This window comes from Gemella sp. (assembly GCF_057272915.1).
The window spans coordinates 1-19,248 of sequence record NZ_DBHIUF010000026.1; the positions used below are offsets into that span (position 1 = coordinate 1).

At 27.8% G+C, this 19,248-nt stretch carries 14 protein-coding genes and 2 pseudogenes; 9 read left to right on the forward strand and 7 right to left on the reverse strand.

Annotated features, from left to right (window positions below):
• Positions 1-296: 296 nt before the first annotated feature.
• The 4 genes from ACO6OL_RS07805 to ACO6OL_RS07820 form a co-directional block, all read right to left on the reverse strand.
• The gene (locus ACO6OL_RS07805) at positions 297-629 is read right to left on the reverse strand and encodes a hypothetical protein (RefSeq protein ID WP_485502741.1); all 333 of its coding nucleotides are present in this window, start codon (positions 627-629) and stop codon (positions 297-299) included.
• 576 nt (positions 630-1,205) lie between these two features.
• On the reverse strand, positions 1,206-1,406 hold the full coding sequence (locus ACO6OL_RS07810) for a hypothetical protein (RefSeq protein WP_485502742.1): 201 nt from the start codon (positions 1,404-1,406) through the stop codon (positions 1,206-1,208).
• Between the two features lie 39 nt (positions 1,407-1,445).
• Entirely contained in the window at positions 1,446-1,595 is a 150-nt protein-coding gene (locus ACO6OL_RS07815) for a hypothetical protein (protein ID WP_485502743.1), read from the reverse strand.
• 518 nt (positions 1,596-2,113) lie between these two features.
• Positions 2,114-2,266 (reverse strand): hypothetical protein, encoded by a 153-nt coding sequence (locus ACO6OL_RS07820; protein ID WP_485502744.1) that lies wholly within the window; start codon positions 2,264-2,266, stop codon positions 2,114-2,116.
• Between the two features lie 367 nt (positions 2,267-2,633).
• Between ACO6OL_RS07820 and ACO6OL_RS07825 the strand changes: the two genes are divergently transcribed.
• The 4 genes and pseudogenes from ACO6OL_RS07825 to ACO6OL_RS07840 all read left to right on the forward strand — a co-directional run bounded on the left by ACO6OL_RS07825 (position 2,634) and on the right by ACO6OL_RS07840 (position 5,822).
• Entirely contained in the window at positions 2,634-3,158 is a 525-nt protein-coding gene (locus ACO6OL_RS07825) for a hypothetical protein (protein WP_485502745.1), read from the forward strand.
• 165 nt (positions 3,159-3,323) lie between these two features.
• Positions 3,324-3,785: pseudogene (locus ACO6OL_RS07830) on the forward strand (helix-turn-helix domain-containing protein); the annotation flags it as partial.
• Between the two features lie 60 nt (positions 3,786-3,845).
• Positions 3,846-4,370 carry a hypothetical protein gene (locus tag ACO6OL_RS07835; RefSeq protein WP_485502746.1) on the forward strand — a complete coding sequence of 175 codons (525 nt, stop codon included), beginning with the start codon at positions 3,846-3,848 and terminating at the stop codon, positions 4,368-4,370.
• Between the two features lie 141 nt (positions 4,371-4,511).
• Positions 4,512-5,822, forward strand: coding sequence for an ISL3 family transposase (locus tag ACO6OL_RS07840; RefSeq protein WP_485502747.1), 1,311 nt, complete (start codon positions 4,512-4,514; stop codon positions 5,820-5,822).
• Positions 5,823-5,958: 136 nt separating this feature from the next.
• Here ACO6OL_RS07840 and tnpA read toward each other — a convergent pair whose 3' ends face one another.
• The 3 genes from tnpA to ACO6OL_RS07855 all read right to left on the reverse strand — a co-directional run bounded on the left by tnpA (position 5,959) and on the right by ACO6OL_RS07855 (position 9,415).
• Positions 5,959-6,423 carry an IS200/IS605 family transposase gene (tnpA, locus tag ACO6OL_RS07845; RefSeq protein WP_485502748.1) on the reverse strand — a complete coding sequence of 155 codons (465 nt, stop codon included), beginning with the start codon at positions 6,421-6,423 and terminating at the stop codon, positions 5,959-5,961.
• A gap of 830 nt (positions 6,424-7,253) precedes the next feature.
• Positions 7,254-7,358 (reverse strand): putative holin-like toxin, encoded by a 105-nt coding sequence (locus ACO6OL_RS07850; protein WP_081450717.1) that lies wholly within the window; start codon positions 7,356-7,358, stop codon positions 7,254-7,256.
• A gap of 767 nt (positions 7,359-8,125) precedes the next feature.
• Entirely contained in the window at positions 8,126-9,415 is a 1,290-nt protein-coding gene (locus tag ACO6OL_RS07855) for an IS1182 family transposase (RefSeq protein WP_485502749.1), read from the reverse strand.
• Positions 9,416-9,860: 445 nt separating this feature from the next.
• Between ACO6OL_RS07855 and istB the strand changes: the two are divergent.
• The 5 genes and pseudogenes from istB to ACO6OL_RS07880 all read left to right on the forward strand — a co-directional run.
• A pseudogene (istB, locus tag ACO6OL_RS07860) lies at positions 9,861-10,451 on the forward strand (IS21-like element helper ATPase IstB); the annotation flags it as partial.
• A gap of 466 nt (positions 10,452-10,917) precedes the next feature.
• Positions 10,918-13,086, forward strand: a complete 2,169-nt coding sequence (locus ACO6OL_RS07865; protein WP_485502750.1) for a Dam family site-specific DNA-(adenine-N6)-methyltransferase — start codon at positions 10,918-10,920, stop codon at positions 13,084-13,086.
• Positions 13,087-15,069: an AlwI family type II restriction endonuclease gene (locus ACO6OL_RS07870; RefSeq protein ID WP_485502751.1), complete on the forward strand. Its 1,983-nt coding sequence runs from the start codon at positions 13,087-13,089 to the stop codon at positions 15,067-15,069.
• A 34-nt stretch (positions 15,070-15,103) separates the two neighbouring features.
• On the forward strand, positions 15,104-16,018 hold the full coding sequence (locus tag ACO6OL_RS07875) for a HamA C-terminal domain-containing protein (RefSeq protein WP_485502752.1): 915 nt from the start codon (positions 15,104-15,106) through the stop codon (positions 16,016-16,018).
• Positions 16,019-16,038: 20 nt separating this feature from the next.
• Positions 16,039-18,573, forward strand: a complete 2,535-nt coding sequence (locus ACO6OL_RS07880; protein ID WP_485502753.1) for a DEAD/DEAH box helicase — start codon at positions 16,039-16,041, stop codon at positions 18,571-18,573.
• Positions 18,574-19,248: the final 675 nt, after the last annotated feature.

Consider the following 19,248-nt stretch of genomic DNA (forward strand, 5'->3'; position numbering starts at 1 on the left):
TGTATATAATTTAATCGGACTGATTTTTTCCATCAGTCCGATTTTTTGATGAGCCGGAATAACTGTAATAACCTATCAAACCCTTGATATAATAAGGTTTTATCAAGGGTTTTTATTATAGTTGCAACCATTTTGCAACCAATACCATAATATAATAAAACAATCTTAGGTATTTATATAAATAATTTGATACACTACACTGGTAATATTAATCAGAAATCTCAGAGTACTATACAAAATCTTCTGACATTTTATTTTTTATTAATTTTTACTCAGCTCCAGAAAGAATTTGCTTTTTATTTTTTATCTCTAAGCATACTTTCTTCTGCTACTGATGCAGGATTTGCTGTTTTATAATTTAGTACACGACCTTTATGTTTTGAATTTTTAACTTCTGTCATGTCAAATGTTAAACGATAACCAGTGTCGGTTTTTTTGGCAATAATCTCAGATCCTATTTCATATTCACCTAAGACACTTCCTCTAAATAACAATAACGCTCTTTTAACATCTTCTACTTTCTTTAACGAGATTCTCCACGAACCATTAGCTCTTTTTATAAGTTCATCACTATTCCCAAATGGAATCCCTCTATCAGCCTCACTAAGTTTTAAAATTAAGTATTTCATATTCTTTATACCTACTTTCTTAAATATTTTTTATTCTTTTAAATGCCAACTCTTAAACTAATTAAAAGTTTAAACCTAAACTAAATAAGAGTGCAATTCTTAATGAATTATTATATACTCTTACTTGCTGTTTGTCAATATAAATTTCAAAAAAAAAAAATAAAAATTCATAATTTAACACATAAGAAACCATTGGTATAGGGTGAAATCGAGAATTGATATTACTTTTAAGTTCATAAAAAAACTCAAAAATAATAAATAAAAAAAGACAGAACTGGTACTCCTGTCTTTTTCTTTATTTCGTGAATTTTATTTACTTAAAATAGTTTAAATTAAAAAAAATAATTAATCAATACCTTTTTAATCATCAAACCTAGTATTACATTTTACAAATTCAAAAATATTCCCATATTTATTATCCATCTACACACTTTTAATTAAATAATACCATTCTGTTTTTTATAATATTCCTTAACTTAATTATAGACTTATACTTTTCTAGCTCTAAACAATATATCCATACCTATTAAATTTTAGTATTTCATCCTGAAATACTTCTTTCCCTATTAAGCAATCTCATACATTATAAAAATGGTCTAATATCCCTTGATATTCTTCTATAGGACTATATTCTACTAATACCCTATCCTCTACAACGAATAAATAATACTTTTTTTTATGTTTAAATTGATTTCTCTCCTTACACAAACTTTTAAAAGTATTATATCTTTCTAAAAATTTATTAAAATCATTATATATACTTTTGTTATTATTCATTTTCATTTTTTCACCTTTCCTTTTTTTAAACACTATTAGTTATTCTAATTTACTCTTTTCAAACAATTTATCGATTTTACTCGCCACTTCTTTATTATAATTAGGGTACAGCTGTCCATAAGTTCCTAGCGTCATCTCAATATCCTCATGTCCTAATCTTTCTTTTATTACTAACGTACTTTCTTGCATAGATATTAACATAGAGGCATGAACTTTAATTCTGTGAACTCCAACCAATTTATAATTATTGTCTATAATATGTTTTGGTGCATGCTTATTATTCGGTATTCCATTATATGATAATACATAATTTGAAGGGGAATTTTCACTTTGAACACATTTCCATCACTTTAAATTATCTAAAGTTTTATTATCTAATGTAATCATCCTATTAGATGAAATAGTTTTTGTTTCCGTAATTTGGTATTATAATATTTTTTCGTCAATTTTTAGACCTACTAACACATTTTTTCATTACATTTTTCGTATTATGTTGTCCTATATATCAAGTTAAGTATAGAAGTATTCTATGAAATTAATTTCGCATTTTTTGCTGTAGCTGAAATACCATTAGATACAAAACCATTGTTTGAAGAAGCATATAGTTTAATTACTAAATTATCAAATAATACAGTAATCGAACCTTTTTCTTCAAGTTCTTCTTGAGTTATTACAGGATATTGTATCCCTACTTTAATAGAAAACTTTTAAAATCTTAGCTTAGGGAGTACTACTTCATATTTCCATCCCTTTTTAATTAGTTCATCTCCGTTTCTTTCCGCCCACCTAGATACTTGTACTACAGAATATTGTTTCTCAAGAACTTTTTCTGATAATGTCAAATCACTAATCTTAATCATAGTTATACCTCCTTTCTATAAATAATTGACTTTTGAATATTAGACTATTTTTTATAGAATTTAATTCATATTCTATATAATTAATCTATTTTATTCATTTAGAGACTTTTAAATCTCTTAAACCGATTTTACTTTATATTTGTGCATTTGCAAACATTCAATATTAATTGTACAATTTGAATTGTATAAACATAATTTTGTTGTAAAATTATATTCCACATTAACTATTTAATAGTATACTTATTTTTATAGAATTATTTTTTATATTTTCATTAAACTTCTTGTAAATAAAAGTAATATTTGTTATAATATACACATCAATATACAAATAATTTTATTTATTTATGAAAAAGGAGTATAAGAAAATATGACTAAACTAGAAAAATGTATTACATCACTGGCATATTATGTATTTATCATGTCAATATCTACCTTCCCAGCATTATTATTCGCAAAATTTTTACGTAAAAACAAACATTTATTTAATCTTGAAAATAAATCAAAAATAACTGATTTTGAAAGTTTGTTGTTACTTTGTAGTGTAACCACACTGTTTGTAATCCTACCTATCCTATTGGTAAAAGTAACTGAATATAAGAATAATGGTAACTACGGGTTATTTGGTGCTCTATTAGTTCTAACTCTATTTATTATAAGCTTGCTTTCTCAAAATAAGGGGGAAATTAATAATTATATTGCAATTTGTATATATTTATTCTTCTGTATTATAGTATGGATTTTAACAAAATCAATCATGGTTATATACGCATGGCTATGGACAAAAGAAGAAGAAAATGGAGAAATAAAAAACGATATAGATATTAAGAAGGTAGCTCTATTATGGACTATTTCAACTACTATAATCGGTATATTATTTGGTATTAAAAAGTAAAGGACGACATTCTAGTTGTCCTTTTTTATTAAAAACTATTTAGAATATTTGTGTTTTATCTAGTGTATTGCTTTTTAATATTATTTCAATATCTTTTGTGTATAATATATTATCTGATTTATATCCTGACTTAAGTTATAACATCAGAAGTTTAAGAAAAAATTAAATTTAACACAAAAAGAACTTGCCGATAAAGCCAACATATCATTTAGAACTATTCAAAATTATGAAAATGGGTTAACACCACCCTCTATAAAAACAATTGAAAAAATTTCATTAGCCTTAGGTGTCTCAATAGAAAGACTTATTAGTAAATATATCTTTGATAACAATGCTACAGCTTCAGATATTTTAGATAAAATGACCAAAGATATAGAGTTCAAAGAAATAATTAACAATTTAATTTTAACAGATATACTCTTTGATATTGTCAATTTAGAAATGAAATATAAGAATGGGCTCCTGGAAGAAACTACCCTTGATAAAAGACTGGGTGAAAGAAATAGTATTGATTACGATACAAAATACTTTCTTGTGAAAGTTTTATTAGAGCAAAAATTACAAAGCACAATTGAAGAATTAAAAAATAAAATGCTCGAAAATTACCTAAGTATAATATATATATAGAAAAAGATGATAATACTAAAGACTAAATAAATCAATAAAAAAACTGGGAGAAAATATATTATGAAAGAAATACTCCAATCTATAATACCTGTTATAACCGCTTTTTTAGGCGCTTCCCTTACCTATTTAGCCCAAAGTAAGTTAATAAATAAACAATTAACTTTAAATAAAGAACAAATAAAATTTACAAAAAGTAGAGATTCATTAGGAAAGTTAAAATCATTATATTTATCTATAATATTTATATTAACTGATTTAGATATAGACACTAGATCATTCAAAAAAAATGAAATAGACCTGAAAGCATATGAATCAAGATACAATTATGCAAGAGACACTTTAACAGATATAATTTCTGAAGCATTTAAATTATATACTCAACAACTTGATTTTGAGATAGAGGGTTTATTGGATTTCTATCTAGAAATTAACACTTTTATAACTCGTTCTTTGTTCAAAAAAACTTGTACTATCGCTAAAAACGATAGTATATTTCCCACATATTATAGCTATGATTTCTCAATGAAGACAGCTGACAAACTACTATCTAGAATAGAAAAAACAGACGAAATAATAAATAATTAATTTGCAACCATTTTGGGTTGTATACTAAATCCGGGGCATGGAAAAATTCCAGCCCCGGATTTCTATTTTTATATACAAAAAGACAAATATCCAATATAATTAAGGTGTACAAAAATAATTAACTAAGAAAGGATATTTGTCATGAATAATTTTATCACAAATTTACTATTAATAAAAGACCAAAACATAATTATGGAGGATAAACTTGATCTAATAAATGTGGATGGTCAAGATACATTCATATTTTATGGAGCTTTATCATATGAACCTAAATGTTGTGTTAACTGTGGTTGTAAAAAAGAAGGAAATAATATAGTTAAAAATGGATTTGGAGATCCATTAAAAGTAGCTTTATTAAAGATGTCAGAATGCTCTACATATCTAAGATTAAAAAAACAACGCTTTAAATGTAGAGAATGTAATTCTAAGTTTTGTGCTGAAACATCATTTGTACAAAAGCACTGTAGTATATCTAAAAATCTTATATTTCACATAATGAAGAATCTATCTAAAACACTATCATTTAAAGATATAGCTGAATTAAGTAATGTATCAGTATCTACAGTAGTAAGAGTAATGAAATCATGTAGAGAAGCAGTAGAAGTTAAGACTCATTCAAACTTACCAGAGCACCTATGTTTTGATGAAATAAAATCAACTAAAGATAGTAAAAATGGTATGAGCTTCGTATTCTTAGATGCTAAAACACACGATTTTATAGATATAGTAGATGGCAGAACACAACACATATTAAAACAATACTTTATGAGATACCCAAGAAAAGTAAGAAAGAAAGTAAAAACAATCTGTATAGATATTTACCCTCCTTATATGAGTATGATTAGAGAGATGTTCCCTAACGCTGAGATAATAATAGATAGATTTCATATAGTTCAAAATATTAATAGAGAATTAAACAAAGCTAGAGTGAAACTAATGAATCAATATAAGAATAAAAAAGGCTCTACTTACACTATTTTGAAGAATTTCTGGAAGGTAATATTAGAAGATAGAGATAAAGTAAATTCAACAAAAACATTTTATTCTAGAAGCTTCAAACGCTATGTGACTAGAAAAGAAGTACTGGATTATATATTAGGTATTGATGCTGAATTTACAGCTAGCTATGAGAGAGTACATGAGATTAGAGAAGCTATTAAGGCTAAAGACTATGTAGAATTAGAGAAGTATATAGATATGGATACTAAAGGATTATCAAAAGGCTTAGCTAAAGCTATAAATACTATGGTTAAACATAAAGGATATATGCTTAACGCTGTTAAATATAAGTATTCTAATGGTCCATTAGAAGGATTTAATAATAAAATAAAACTACTAAAGAGAGTATCTTATAGATACTCTAGCTTTAGTAATTTCAGATTGCGCATTTTAATTATGTCTAGATTATTTGTTTCTGAATATAAAAATAATATAAAACTTAAAGAAAAATAATGACCACCCCTGAAAAGGGGTGGTTTTCTCTGTGGGTATAACCCTTTGTTACTAACACGCACCTCAAGGCGCTGGCTTTCACATTCGTTCAAGCCCTATTGTATTTTGACGCCCGCTACCCGTTAAACGGGTTTATTTATTTTTTCTTATTTCCAAATGGATTTGTATATTCTTTTGTTGTCAATTTATCTATTGCAATATCATGCGATTCTTGTTCTCTGATATATTTTCTTATTGTACTTTCATTTAATCCTACAGTATTTACATAATATCCTTCTGCCCAAAACTTTCTATTTCCATACTTATATTTCAAGTTTGAGTGCATATCAAATATCATCAGTGAACTTTTCCCTTTCAGATATCCCATAAAACTTGATACACTGTACTTCGGTGGTATTGATAACAGCAAATGTATATGATCTGGCATTATATGTACTTCTATTATTTCTACCCCTTTATACTTACACAACCTTTGTATTATATTTACTATATCTCGTTTATATTGATTAAATTCTATTTTTCGTCTATACTTAGGTGTAAATACAATATGGTATTTACATAACCACTTTGTATACGATAAACTATTATGTTTATTTGCCATAATTAAAATCATCCTTTCTTTTTTTAGAGCTTGAACTACTCTTATTTTATCAAGAAAGGATGATTTTTCAATTGTTTAACCCTTGGCTCTCACCTGCATAGCGGGTGGTTTTTTGTTTCGGAGACTTCGCCTCCTCAACTGACTAAAGTCATTAATGAGAAAAAATCTAAGCAGCAAAATGCTGCCTAGATTTCTAGGGTGAATTTTTCCCATGTCCTGAACTTGACAAAGAGCCCCATTTTGCAACCAATAAAACAAAATTATAACTAATTTATTAATTTCAAAAAACTCTAAATCCCATTAAACCAACTAAGTACATTTATACCTTTCACCTTAATAGTTGAGTGGGAATAGATTACAAATATAATTTGAATGGAGAATCCTAATTTAACTACGTTTTTAGTTGTTATAAATGTTGCAAATCTATTTAATTCAATTAGGTTCCCCACCAAAAATTATTGATGGGGTCTTATTATTAAAATCTTTGATTTCTTATTTCATCTATGCTAAAATAAAAGTATAAAAGAGGGAGCCGTTTTGAAAACGGTGGCTCTAAAATTAGTTAGTTCATAACCATCTTAGCCTACCAAAAGTGTAAAGACGGTTATTTTTTATTGTCTTTTTTTAACGCTACAATACATGTACTAACTACTGAAACAATCAATAGATTTATTCCAATAATCATCTGTATAATTGCAATCTGACAAAATCATTGCAATTAAATTATGTTTATGATAAAATGAAATTATAAAAGAGAGAGCCGTTTTAAAGACGGTGGCTCTGGTTTAGTTATTACATAACCATCTTACCTTGCCAAAGTATAAAGATGGTTATTTTTTATTGTCTTTTTTTAACGCTACAATACATGCACTAACTACTGAAACAATCAATAGATTTATTCCAATAATCGTCTGTACAATTTCGTAAGCTGACAACTTGCTACTCCTTTCTTCAAGATTTTAGTGTATGCGAGCATAGCACCATCCCCTTTCATATTGAAGTAGCCACCATCTTTATCAGAAGTTTTACACTCCCTAACTTCTCTCTCCAGTTTTGATTATATCAAATTAAACTATCATAATCAACTATTTATAAATACTAATATATCAACACTTTTTACTAAATAATTATACTTTTTATACCCTGCCATTTCTCCTTCCAATATAAAAAATAAAGTTGATGCTTCCTATGATACCAACCACTCAGGATAGATTCTTCCTCTATTGAGTGGGAATAATATAATAGTAAAATATATAGATAAAAGTCTTGATTTTTAAGGCTTTTTCTTCTAAAAAATTAAGCAAAAATAAACTTTTAGGCATAAAGTACCCTGCCGACTTTCCTGCCGAAGAGTAAAATTTACAATGTATGTAAGTAAAACAAAATAAAGAATGAATAACACCATTCAACTACTAAAATAGTCGTAACCTTTAATTTAAGGTTGCGATTATTTTTTCGCCCAAATTGACTAATATGGGTATACCCATATTGGATAAAATCAAACTCTACTAAATCAACAAACAAAATGTCCGTTATACATGGCTAAAAAAAGATATAAAAAGGTTAGTCTCTATCATATATATATATATATATTCAGATTGTTGACAAAACGACCAAAATATCAATGAACGTATTGATGTTTTGGTCGTTTTTCAAAAAAAATAAGCCTTATGGCTAAAGAATCAGTAGTATTAAGAGATGATTATACCTCTCTTAGTGCTATTGTTTTCATATTTTGAACGCAACAAGACAACCAAGCGTACGACTGTACTTTGGCTTTACCTCTATATTGTGCATATCTATATCCGTGATTTTGTTTTGAATCTGCAAAGCTACGTTCTACTGTTTCTTTTCTTCTCTTATACAATAATTTTCCTTCTTTTGATATACGTCTTAACCTAGCTTCATCATAATAATCCGCATTTATATGACGTCGTATTATTTTCTTCTCATTTTTATCATCACTTTTATATTGTTTATATCCATTTCTATCTATATTTCTGTATCTAAATATTTCTCCTGTTCGTTTATCCACATATATATCTTTTTCATGTAAGTATTTAAAATATTTGTTATCTTTTGATCTTGAGAATCTTCTATATCCTATTACTGAAAATATATTTTTTTTATCTAACTGTTTTAGTATGTCTAGAGAATAATATCCGCTATCTAACGCAACTTTACCAGGGATTAATCCAAAGTTTTTTTCTATCTGATTTAATCTATCTATATACGGACCACTATCATGAACGTTACCTGGAGTTATATGGCAGTCTATAATAATATTATTCTTCTTCCCGTCTACTGTTCTATGGTCTAAATACATAAAACCTTCTTCTTTATGATCTCTGTGATAATAACCACTATCTGAATCAGTAGTGTTAATTCGTTGTCTTTTTAGTTCTTCTTTTTCTTCATACTTAAAAGGCTTTTTTCCTATTTTTTCTCTCTCTTCATTTATTTCTTTTTCTAAGTCTAATTTTCTTTCTTTTACTTTTGTGGTAATTTCAATTTTGTATTTCTTTTTGTTTGCGTTAGCTTTAATGTGCGTTGAATCAGTAAAAAACTCTGTTCCGCCTACTAATTTTTTATCAATAGCTTGATTCACTATATTTATAAATATTTGTTCAAATATATCAGTTCCTTGGAATCGTCGAATATAGTTTTGTGAAAATGTAGAATAATGTGGAACTGGTTTAGAAAATGGTATCCCTAAAAACCATCTAAATGCAGCATCTGTTTCTATTCTTTTTATTGTTTCTCTCATAGATTTTATTCCATAGAAATCTTTTAAAAACACTAATTTGAATAATACTACAGGGTCTAAACAATTTCTTCCTGATGTATGGCTATAGTATTCTTCTGTCAAATCATAAATAAATTTAAAATCAATCGCTTTGGCTACTTTTCTTAAAAAGTGATTTGTAGGAACTAATTCTGATAACGTCATTAATATTATTTCATCTTTGATATTTTCTTTTTTATTAAACATACTAAAAACCCCCTCTATATACTTATATTATAACATTTTTAGCACTTTTTCTCATTAAAATAGGCTGCTGACTCATGCAGTTTCTGCATTTGTCAACAGCCTGATATATATTATTTAGAAACTCTATATAGTAATTACCTAGTATCAATAATGTACTTTACTAAAATCTGTTGCTTCTCTATTTTATTTATTCTAAAATATAAAGTATAAAAGAGGGAGCCGTTTGCACTGACTTTACTATAATTTCTTAACTAACTACACTCGTAGAAATTATAGCAGTCGTAGTATAAATTATTCGTAATATTTTTCTTCAGTCTTTGACTTTGAAAAATAAACGATTAACTTAAAAGATGGTGGCTCTAGAATTAATTAGTTTATAACCATCTTAGCCTAGGTAATAGACGGTTTTCTGTACTTTACACAAGCACAAGTAGAAAAGAAAAAACAAAATCTTATTCAACATTCTGTGAAAGTAGCAGGATTTCCTAGTGTAAAAACTTTATCGAAGTTTGACTTTGACTTTCAAGAATCGATAAATAAACAACAAATATATGATTTCACTTCATTGAGATTCATAAATAAGAAATAGAATATAGTATTCTATGGAAATAGCAGTGTTGGGAAAACACACTTAGCTATTTCTATAGGAGTAACCGCAGCTCAAAATAGGAAATCCACATACTTTATTAAATGTGCATGTCTGATAGAAATATTAAAAAAAGCTCAGTTAGAAGGAAGACTAGAAGAAAGATTAAAGAAGTTTTGTGGTTATAAATTATTAATAATAGATGAATTAGGATATCTTCCAATAACCAAAGAGGAATCTAAATTGTTCTTCCAATTAATAGATAAACGTTACGAAAAACATAGCACTATAATAACTACAAATATAAATTTTTCACAGTGGGATGGTATATTTGGTGATTCATTAATCGCTAGTGCAATAGTTGACAGATTACTGCACCATTCACATGTAGCTAAAATAACTGGAAATTATTATAGACTTAAAGATTTTTTCCAAAAGGCAGATGAATAAAATGTACATTTTTATTTTGAATTTTTTTGACATATTTAGATTGATATTTACAAGCAAACCCAGTAAAAACCTTTTTCAAAAGTTAAATAAGTATTCTAAGGATTTACAAGTTAAACAAGAGAAGATAATCAAGAAACATAATCCATTATCAGCACAGTATGAGGAATTGGAACATCTAAAAGTTAAAATTAATGATTATCTTGGAAGGACTAAAACGGAGGAGAAAAAGGAATCCGTTATTGGAATAATTAAGAAACATAAAAGGAAAATAGATAAAACAATTGAGCAGAGTCATAGTATGAGTAACGATATGGAGCTATAGCTATACACGGAGAGTATTATAAATGATGTTCTCCGTTTTTTGATGCAATTAGCATCTGATTTTTCAATAAAAATATAGAAAAAATGGGTGAAATATGCTATAATGTCTACTAAATAGATTAAAATGTGGCAAGGAGGAATAAAGATGGCAAGTCTTAATGTTACTGATGTAATAAAAGAGTTAGATATTTCTAGGTCATATTTATATAAATTAATAAATAAAGAAAATATTTTAATTCCGAGAAGTGATACAGGAAGGTACTTTTGGGATAAAAATACAGTTGAAATTATAAAAAGATTTTTGCATATAGATGGTTTACAGGATAAGGATGACACAGATTTTTTAATATCTAAATTAGGATTAAAGCAGTCATTCATAAACAATAGACGATATTTAGGAAATAAATATTCTCTTTCTGATTTTATAAGAAAAACAGTTGATGAAAATTGTAAAGGTGTAAATATTGTTATTGACATATTTAGTGGAACTGGTGCTGTTGCGAATACTTTTAAGGATAAAATGCTTATCACAAATGATTTATTGTATAGTAATTATATTTCCAATTATGCATGGTTTGGATATGAAAGATATTCAAGCAAAAAGATAATTGAGCTTATATACGACTATAATCAAATTAAAACAAAAGAAAATAATTACATGAGAGAAAATTTTGCAGATACATTCTTTTCTGCTGATGATTGTAGCAAGATAGGATATATAAGAGAAGATATAGAAGCAAAGTATAAAAATAAAGAAATAAATTTTAAGGAATATGCAATATTGATTACCTCACTTCTATATGCAATGGATAAGATTGCAAACACAGTTGGTCACTACGACGCATATAGAAAAAATGTTGATTTTGAGAAAAAATTAGTATTGAATGTTTTATTACCTGATGAAATGGTAAATTCTAATAATATTTGTTATAACTTAGATGCCAATAAACTTATTAAAAGTATTAAGGGTGATTTGTTGTATTTAGATCCTCCATATAATTCAAGGCAGTATTGTGATGCATATCATTTACTTGAAAATGTGGCAAGATGGGAAAAACCTGAAGTTTATGGGGTTGCAAGGAAGATGGATAGGACTTCACTTAAAAGTGATTACTGCATGATAACGGCTACAAGAGTATTTGAAGAACTTATTGAAAAGGCTGATACAAAGTATATATTACTTTCATATAACAATATGTCTAACAAGGGAAATGATAGGTCGAATGCGAAAATTTCAGATGAAGATATTATGAGAATTCTTAGTAAAAAGGGAAAAGTTACTATATTTGAATCAAACTACAAGAGTTTTTCAACTGGAAAATCAGATATAAAAGATAATAAAGAAAGACTATTTTTATGTGAAGTATTTAGCGAAGAAAAAAAGAAAATGAATGTACCTTGCCCGTTTAATTATACGGGCGGAAAATTTAAATTGTTAGAACAGCTGAAACCTTTATTTGCTGAAAAGGAAGTATTTTTAGATTTGTTTGCCGGAGGAGGGAATGTTGGGATAAATTCCTATTCCTCAAAAGTTATTTTTAATGATTCAAATGAAAAACTAATAGATTTAATTAAATTTATCAAAGACACTGATACTGATGTTTTATTAAAGCAAATAGATAATATTATTGATGAATATCATTTATCCAATACAGCGTTATATGGTTACTCCTATTATGATTGTAATAGTAGTAAAGGATTAGCCGTATACAATAAGGAAAGATTTCTTAAGCTAAGAGATGATTTTAATACTAAGGTCATTGCAGGAGAAACAGATTATTCAATGTTATATGTATTGATGGTTTTCTCTTTTAATAATCAAATTCGCTTTAATCGAAAAGGTCTGTTTAATCTTCCTGTTGGGAAGAGAGATTTCAATTCTAAGATGAGAAGTAAACTTGTGTTATTTTCCGAGGAATTGAAAAGCAAGGACATTCAGTTTTTGAAAAAGGATTTTAGGGATATTTCATTAGATGATTTTTCTCAGGAGACTTTTATTTATTGTGATCCTCCTTATTTAATTACAAATGCAACATATAACGAAAGTGGAATGTGGACTGACTTAGATGAAAAAGCTTTGCTTGAATTTTTAGATCAAGCTAATGGAAAAGGTTTTAATTTTGCGTTGTCTAATGTTTTAGAGAGTAAAAATAAAAGAAATGATATTTTGTATAATTGGATTAAAAGTAAAGGATATTATTGCAATTATTTAAATAAAAGTTATTCAAACAGTAATTATCATAGAAAAGATAAAAACAGTATATCTAAAGAAGTTTTAATTACTAATTATTCTGTGGATTGGAGGAATGAGTAGATGGCTAATATAAACATTCCATATCAAAGTTTTTGTTGGGTTATAGGAACTACAAGCTTTAGAACGGCAAAATTAAATTTAAAAATTGAGGCACAATTGCTGCTTCTTGATGAGTTTTATAATGAAGTTATAAAAAAATCAAGTTGGAATTGGAATAATGAATTGCAAGAAAAATATTATAACTTCATGAAAAGCAAAGCCTTCTTAACAGGTGATGCGAAAAGGAAGGATAAAGATGCCAGAGAAAAAACATCTGGTTTAGTTGATATTGGTCTAATCACAGAGGATAGATTGATTACAGAAGCAGGAAGAGAGTTACTTAAAATAACAAGTAGCGGAATTTTTGAAACTAATAATGCATTTAATATTAATAGAGATAGTTTTGTATACCTGAAACAGCTACTAAAAACAAGTATAGATGTAAGTGGGAAGATAGTTAGACCATTTATTGCGGTTGTAAAATGTCTTACTGAACTTGAATTTTTAAGCTACGAGGAATTTACTTATTTTATTCCGCTAATTAGAGATGACGAAAGCACAAAGCAAATTATTTCGGATATAAAATTATATCGAGAAGAGCAAATCAATCTTGAAGAAATAATTTACAAAAGACTTATGCAAATGGACAACTATAAATTTGCACAAGAAAAATTTATTACTTCGGATGTTGATGAAAACTTGATATGTTTAATTGGAATGAATCGCAAAAGTAGAAATTATGATAAACCATATTATAAATTATATCAGTCTATAAAGAGTATATTCCTTGAGGGTAAAAGCGATTATGAATTGCTACTGAATTCTGCAAAGAATATAAATCAAAAGCCCGGAATATTGTGGAGAAATTTAATTTTCAGAACTACAAATATTGGAGTTATAAGGAAGAATGGGGAAACTTCAATTAATAATCAATGCCCATTTTTAAACTGTGCAAATGAAAAAGAATTAAAAGAGATATTTTTCAAATACTTACATGTTTTTAAGGCAATGGCAACCTTATCTGATTATTTTGATTTAAATAGAAGATATTTCAATGTTACAGATACACTAATCTTTGAAGATCGCATGGTTAAGTTGGACATGATTCCAAAATACTATTTTAAAGAAATTATTGATGTTCTGTATAAAGAAACTTTTAGTAAAGATGATAATCTCAGTGTAGATGTTCCTTTAGAAACTATATCAAGAGCTTTCGAATTAGACATGAGCAAAGTGTATGCTGCATTAAGTAAAGATTTAGGAATCGCCATAAAGAGTCCGGAACAAGCAGCAACTTACGTAAATGATGAAAGATATAGAAGATTCAATATATTAATTGATAAGAAATTTAATGATTCTGCTCTTGTAGAGTTGCTAAATTGTTTTGAAAAACGTGATGATAAGAGAATTGAAGAACTTGTTACAGATGAAGCGGCAATACCTACTATTTTTGAATATATTTTAGGTATTATATGGTACAAGGTGAGCGAAAGACAAGGAAATATTTTAGATTTCATGAAATTATCATTAGAAGCAAATTTATTACCTAAGACACACGCAGCCGGAGGATATGCAGATATTATATATGAATATGAGGCATGTACTTCTTATCCAAAGCATTCGCTACTACTTGAAGCAACACTTGCAGATGGCTCGAATCAAAGAAGAATGGAAATGGAGCCTGTTTCAAGGCATTTAGGAGATTATAGAATTAGATTTAATAACCCGTTCGATTACAGTTTGTTTGTCAGCACATACTTAGATAAAAATGTGATTTCAGATTTTAGGTATAGAAAAATAATTCCATATACCAGAGATGAAGAAACTATCACAGGTATGAAGATTATTTCAATGGATACAGATTCTCTTAAGAAGATAATTGAAAAAAAAGTTAAATATAAGTATCTATATGAAGTATTTGATAAGTACCATGAAATGCCATTAGAAACGGTAGATTGGCATGATGGGATGATAAAAGAGGCTACTGAAGAATATAAGGTATAAATCTTTATGTACTTATTAATGGAGGATGTTAATTTTGGAAGAAAAAGACGTATTAAAACGGTTAATAAAAAATGATTCTTTATTCAATATGATTGGCGTAGTTGTCAAACAATATGATATTCTTCCAAATAACAAAGAACATATTGGTGCATATATAGAATATCAAGATATACAAGAGCTTAGAGATAACTTTGTTGAAGAACTATCTGACACTATTGTTGATTGGATTTATAGTTCGGAAAAATATAAAGAAATTAAGGGAAAGTTAGTTAAAAATGGTAAATCTGAGGCGGCAGCTTCGCAACATATTGGAAGAAAAGCTAAAAATAAATTTAGAGCTAATAAAAATAGTGAAAATATTTTAATACAAGGTCAAATGGGAGAATTGCTGTTATATCATTTCATCCAAAAATGTATGAAAGCAGTTCCTTTGCTTAGAAAAATGAATATAGCAACATCATCTGATCATGAAAGATTTGGAGCGGATGCAATACATTTTAAAATAAAAAATGGCAAAAATATAATCATACTAGGAGAAGCAAAAACATATACATCTAAATATAAATTTAATGAAGCGTTTTCTGACGCTATAGATAGCATATTAAATACATATAATAAACATAGAGCAGAGGTGGGTTTATATGTACATGAAGATTTTTTAGATGCTGAGATGAATAAAATTGCTGAAAAATATCTAAATAATACATTGAAGCCTGTAGAAATTCAGCTGGTAAGTATAGTGACTTATAATGAGTTATCCAAAATCAATAAAATAGATGAGGCTACCATTAGAAATGATATTGAAAAATTAATCGAAGAAAGATATAGAAATTATGACAATAATAAGATTGATATTAGTAAAAATCCAATATTGTCGAGAATTACTTATATAGTATTTCCTGTTTGGGATTTAAAGGAACTAGCTGAAAAATTTCAGAAACTAATATAGAGGAAGGAGGGCTTTGCTTCATGAAGCAACTAAAGAACAATATTCTTGAGCAATGGTTAAATGTTGAATTTACTTCAATTGCGTATAAAATGGGACTGATAAATGCCGATAGAGTAGTTAGCTATAATGAAACATTAATATACAAATCTATTAGATGCCTAGACTATGAATCTATTATGGTTGCTTCTCCCGATGTTAATTATATTATTACTGTTATTGGTCTAATGTGGGAACATATTAATTTTGAAGAATATGATTTGAGAAAAATCATCGTAAAATTTTTATCCAGAATAGGTTATCCAACCTCAGCTATTATATGTGATGAGAATTTTGATAGAGCTACTTGTGAATTTACTGTATTAGATAGTTATATTGATGAGATAACAGCAACAATAAATCAGTTAAATAATGAGGTTAATATAGGTAGTCGGAAGTATTTACTAACAAATTTTCAAAAGAAAATTTGGGATAGCATGGATAATGATAAGATTTTGGGGATTTCTGCACCGACTTCTGCAGGAAAATCATTTGTAATTCTATTAAAAATAGTAAATAGATTGCGAACTGAGAATATTGACATTATATACATCGTTCCTACTTTGAGTCTACTCAACCAAGTAATGGAAGACTTTAATCGTGAATTAAAAGCTAATGGTGTTGAGAATTACTGGATTACTAATTCTTTTGATGAAAAACAAGTAAAAGATAGAAAGAATATCTATGTAATGACACAAGAAAAAGCTATTGCAGCATTTGATAATTTTGATGAGGCGTTTTCTAAAAAACTGATACTTGTGGCAGATGAGATTCAAAATATAGAGAGGATTGAAGAAGACTCAGATCAAAGAGCGAAAATATTATTCGATACATTAGTAGAATTTAGGTACAAAGATAATGTTGATCAAATTATTATTTCTGGTCCTAGGATAGAAAAAATTGATAAAGTAGGAGAGAGTATTTTTGGTATTGAGACTATTGATCATACGACGAATATTAGCCCGGTTTTAAATTTGACTTATAGTATTAAGAAAAAAGATAAAAGATATTTTTTAAAACAGTACTGTACTATTACTAAAAAGCCATTAGTAATAGGGATTGAAAATACTAATATTATAAAGTGTTATGGCAAGAAAGTATATACTAATGATTATTTGGAATATTTGAGTTGTATTGTGAATAAAATTGGCAGGGATTCACAAAATATTATTTTTGCACCGACATCATCCACTGCGAGAAAAATAGCTGTTGCGTTAGAGTTTCCTGTAACACAATGCAATTTAGACTTAGTAGAATATTATCGAAGTTCTGTAAGTGAAAATTATTCTTTATGTGAAACACTTATGAAAGGTGTTGCATATCACCATGGAAAATTACCTATGCATGTGAGAAGAACTTTGGAGGTGGCTATAGCGAATAAAAATGTATCTAATGTTATATGCACTACTACGCTACTTCAAGGAGTAAATTTGCCTGCACAAAATATATTTATTAGGAACCCTCATTTATATATTAATAAGACTTCGGAAGCAGTAGAATTAACGAATTATGAAATGGCTAATCTTCGTGGCAGGGCGGGAAGATTATTAAAAGATTACGTGGGAAGAACTTTTGTAATGGATGAGGATTCATTCGCAGAAACACAAGGTTATGAGCAATTAGAATTATTTGAAGATGAAAGTAAAGAGTTATTGACTGGTTATGAACAAAGATTTCAAGAGTATAAGTGGGAAATTGAAGATGCTCTTAAGAATGACAAAGTTGTGGATGAAACCATGAAAAAATATGGATATATAATATCGTACATAAGACAGTCAATTTTAAGGTATGGAAAAGATTCAAAATATAGAATGGATAATGTAGGAATAAAACTTACACAAAAACAGATAGCTGCAATAATCCTAAAACTTGAAAACTTAACTATACCAAAAGAAGTATGTTATAAAAATCGATATTGGGATCCATTTGTTCTAGAAAAAATTTATACGGATTTTGACTTGATTGTGCCTAAAACTCCATTTGAAAAAGGTGCGAAAAACAAACTAAATAAGATACTCAAATGGCTTAGAGATAAAGAAGAAACAGCATTTATGTATAATAAATATATCCCATCTTTATATCGGAATGGACAATCAAGAAGTATAATGGTTTCACTTGGATTAGATTGGGCCAACGGAATGAAGTTGTATGATATATTTAATAATGATAGATACAAAGGGGATAGTGGTACAGAAAAAATTGATGAAACGATAGAGTTATTGCAACAAACAATATCTTTTAATATTCCTTTGTTATTAAAGCCTATATATGATATAAAAAATCCAGAGAGTTGTTTTTTGGTTTGTATGCAATTAGGTGCAATAAATAATATTGCAAGATTGATGATTGAAATGGGAATTCCGCGTGAAACATCACTTTATTTATTTGAAAAAATTTTTCTGGATTTTAAAGAAAACGAAAAAAACGAATTGTCAGAAGAAAACATAAGAGAAATAATTAAACAACATTATAATAATCTCCCGTTTTGGATACAGGTTCAATTGAATTTTATTAAATGATTATATAGCTTTGTGCTTGCAATATGCTTGCAAAAAATCCGATAATAAAAACCTTGATTTTATGCCATTTATACAAAATGACATCACTGAACATATTGAGTGGGAATAATGCGGTGTACATTTGAGTTATTAGGAGTATAACGACGACATAATTCTTATGTACAGCGTATGCAACAAGAACTTTAGTCTTAACGAACAAAGTGAGGAAAAGATTATTAGTTCTAACTGCTATTACAGATAGGGGCTGGTCCAAAAGTCCTAAATTTTAACAAAGTGTATATGAGGACTCATAGACGCAGTGGTTTATTGATATCTAAATTCGCTTTATAAAAGCTTTTTAGATATCTAATAAACTTTGCGGGGGTGACTCGCCAAAATCGATTTCTACGAAATCACGATTTTTGAGTCACTCCCTAACTGCGTTTTTAGTTGTTATAAATGTTGCAAATCTATTTAATTCAATTAGGTTACCCACTTAAAATCCCTTCAATAAAAAGGCAATAGTCCTCCAAAATTTATGGTTGTATACTAAATCCGGGGCATGGAAAAATTCCAGCCCCGGATTTCTATTTTTATATACAAAAAGACAAATATCCAATATAATTAAAGTGTAAAAAAATAATGGGTCTATAATAAATACGGTTGATAATAAATATCAGCCGTATTTAAATTTAT

Excerpts from the sequence above, each read along its gene's own strand:
- ACO6OL_RS07805 (WP_485502741.1), bottom strand. The coding sequence starts at position 629 with ATGAAATACTTAATTTTAAAACTTAGTGAGGCTGATAGAGGGATTCCA.
- ACO6OL_RS07810 (WP_485502742.1), bottom strand. The coding sequence starts at position 1,406 with ATGAATAATAACAAAAGTATATATAATGATTTTAATAAATTTTTAGAA.
- ACO6OL_RS07815 (WP_485502743.1), bottom strand. The coding sequence starts at position 1,595 with ATGCAAGAAAGTACGTTAGTAATAAAAGAAAGATTAGGACATGAGGAT.
- ACO6OL_RS07820 (WP_485502744.1), bottom strand. The coding sequence starts at position 2,266 with ATGATTAAGATTAGTGATTTGACATTATCAGAAAAAGTTCTTGAGAAA.
- ACO6OL_RS07825 (WP_485502745.1), top strand. The coding sequence starts at position 2,634 with ATGACTAAACTAGAAAAATGTATTACATCACTGGCATATTATGTATTT.
- ACO6OL_RS07835 (WP_485502746.1), top strand. The coding sequence starts at position 3,846 with ATGAAAGAAATACTCCAATCTATAATACCTGTTATAACCGCTTTTTTA.
- ACO6OL_RS07840 (WP_485502747.1), top strand. The coding sequence starts at position 4,512 with ATGAATAATTTTATCACAAATTTACTATTAATAAAAGACCAAAACATA.
- tnpA (WP_485502748.1), bottom strand. The coding sequence starts at position 6,423 with ATGGCAAATAAACATAATAGTTTATCGTATACAAAGTGGTTATGTAAA.
- ACO6OL_RS07855 (WP_485502749.1), bottom strand. The coding sequence starts at position 9,415 with ATGTTTAATAAAAAAGAAAATATCAAAGATGAAATAATATTAATGACG.
- ACO6OL_RS07865 (WP_485502750.1), top strand. The coding sequence starts at position 10,918 with ATGGCAAGTCTTAATGTTACTGATGTAATAAAAGAGTTAGATATTTCT.
- ACO6OL_RS07870 (WP_485502751.1), top strand. The coding sequence starts at position 13,087 with ATGGCTAATATAAACATTCCATATCAAAGTTTTTGTTGGGTTATAGGA.
- ACO6OL_RS07880 (WP_485502753.1), top strand. The coding sequence starts at position 16,039 with ATGAAGCAACTAAAGAACAATATTCTTGAGCAATGGTTAAATGTTGAA.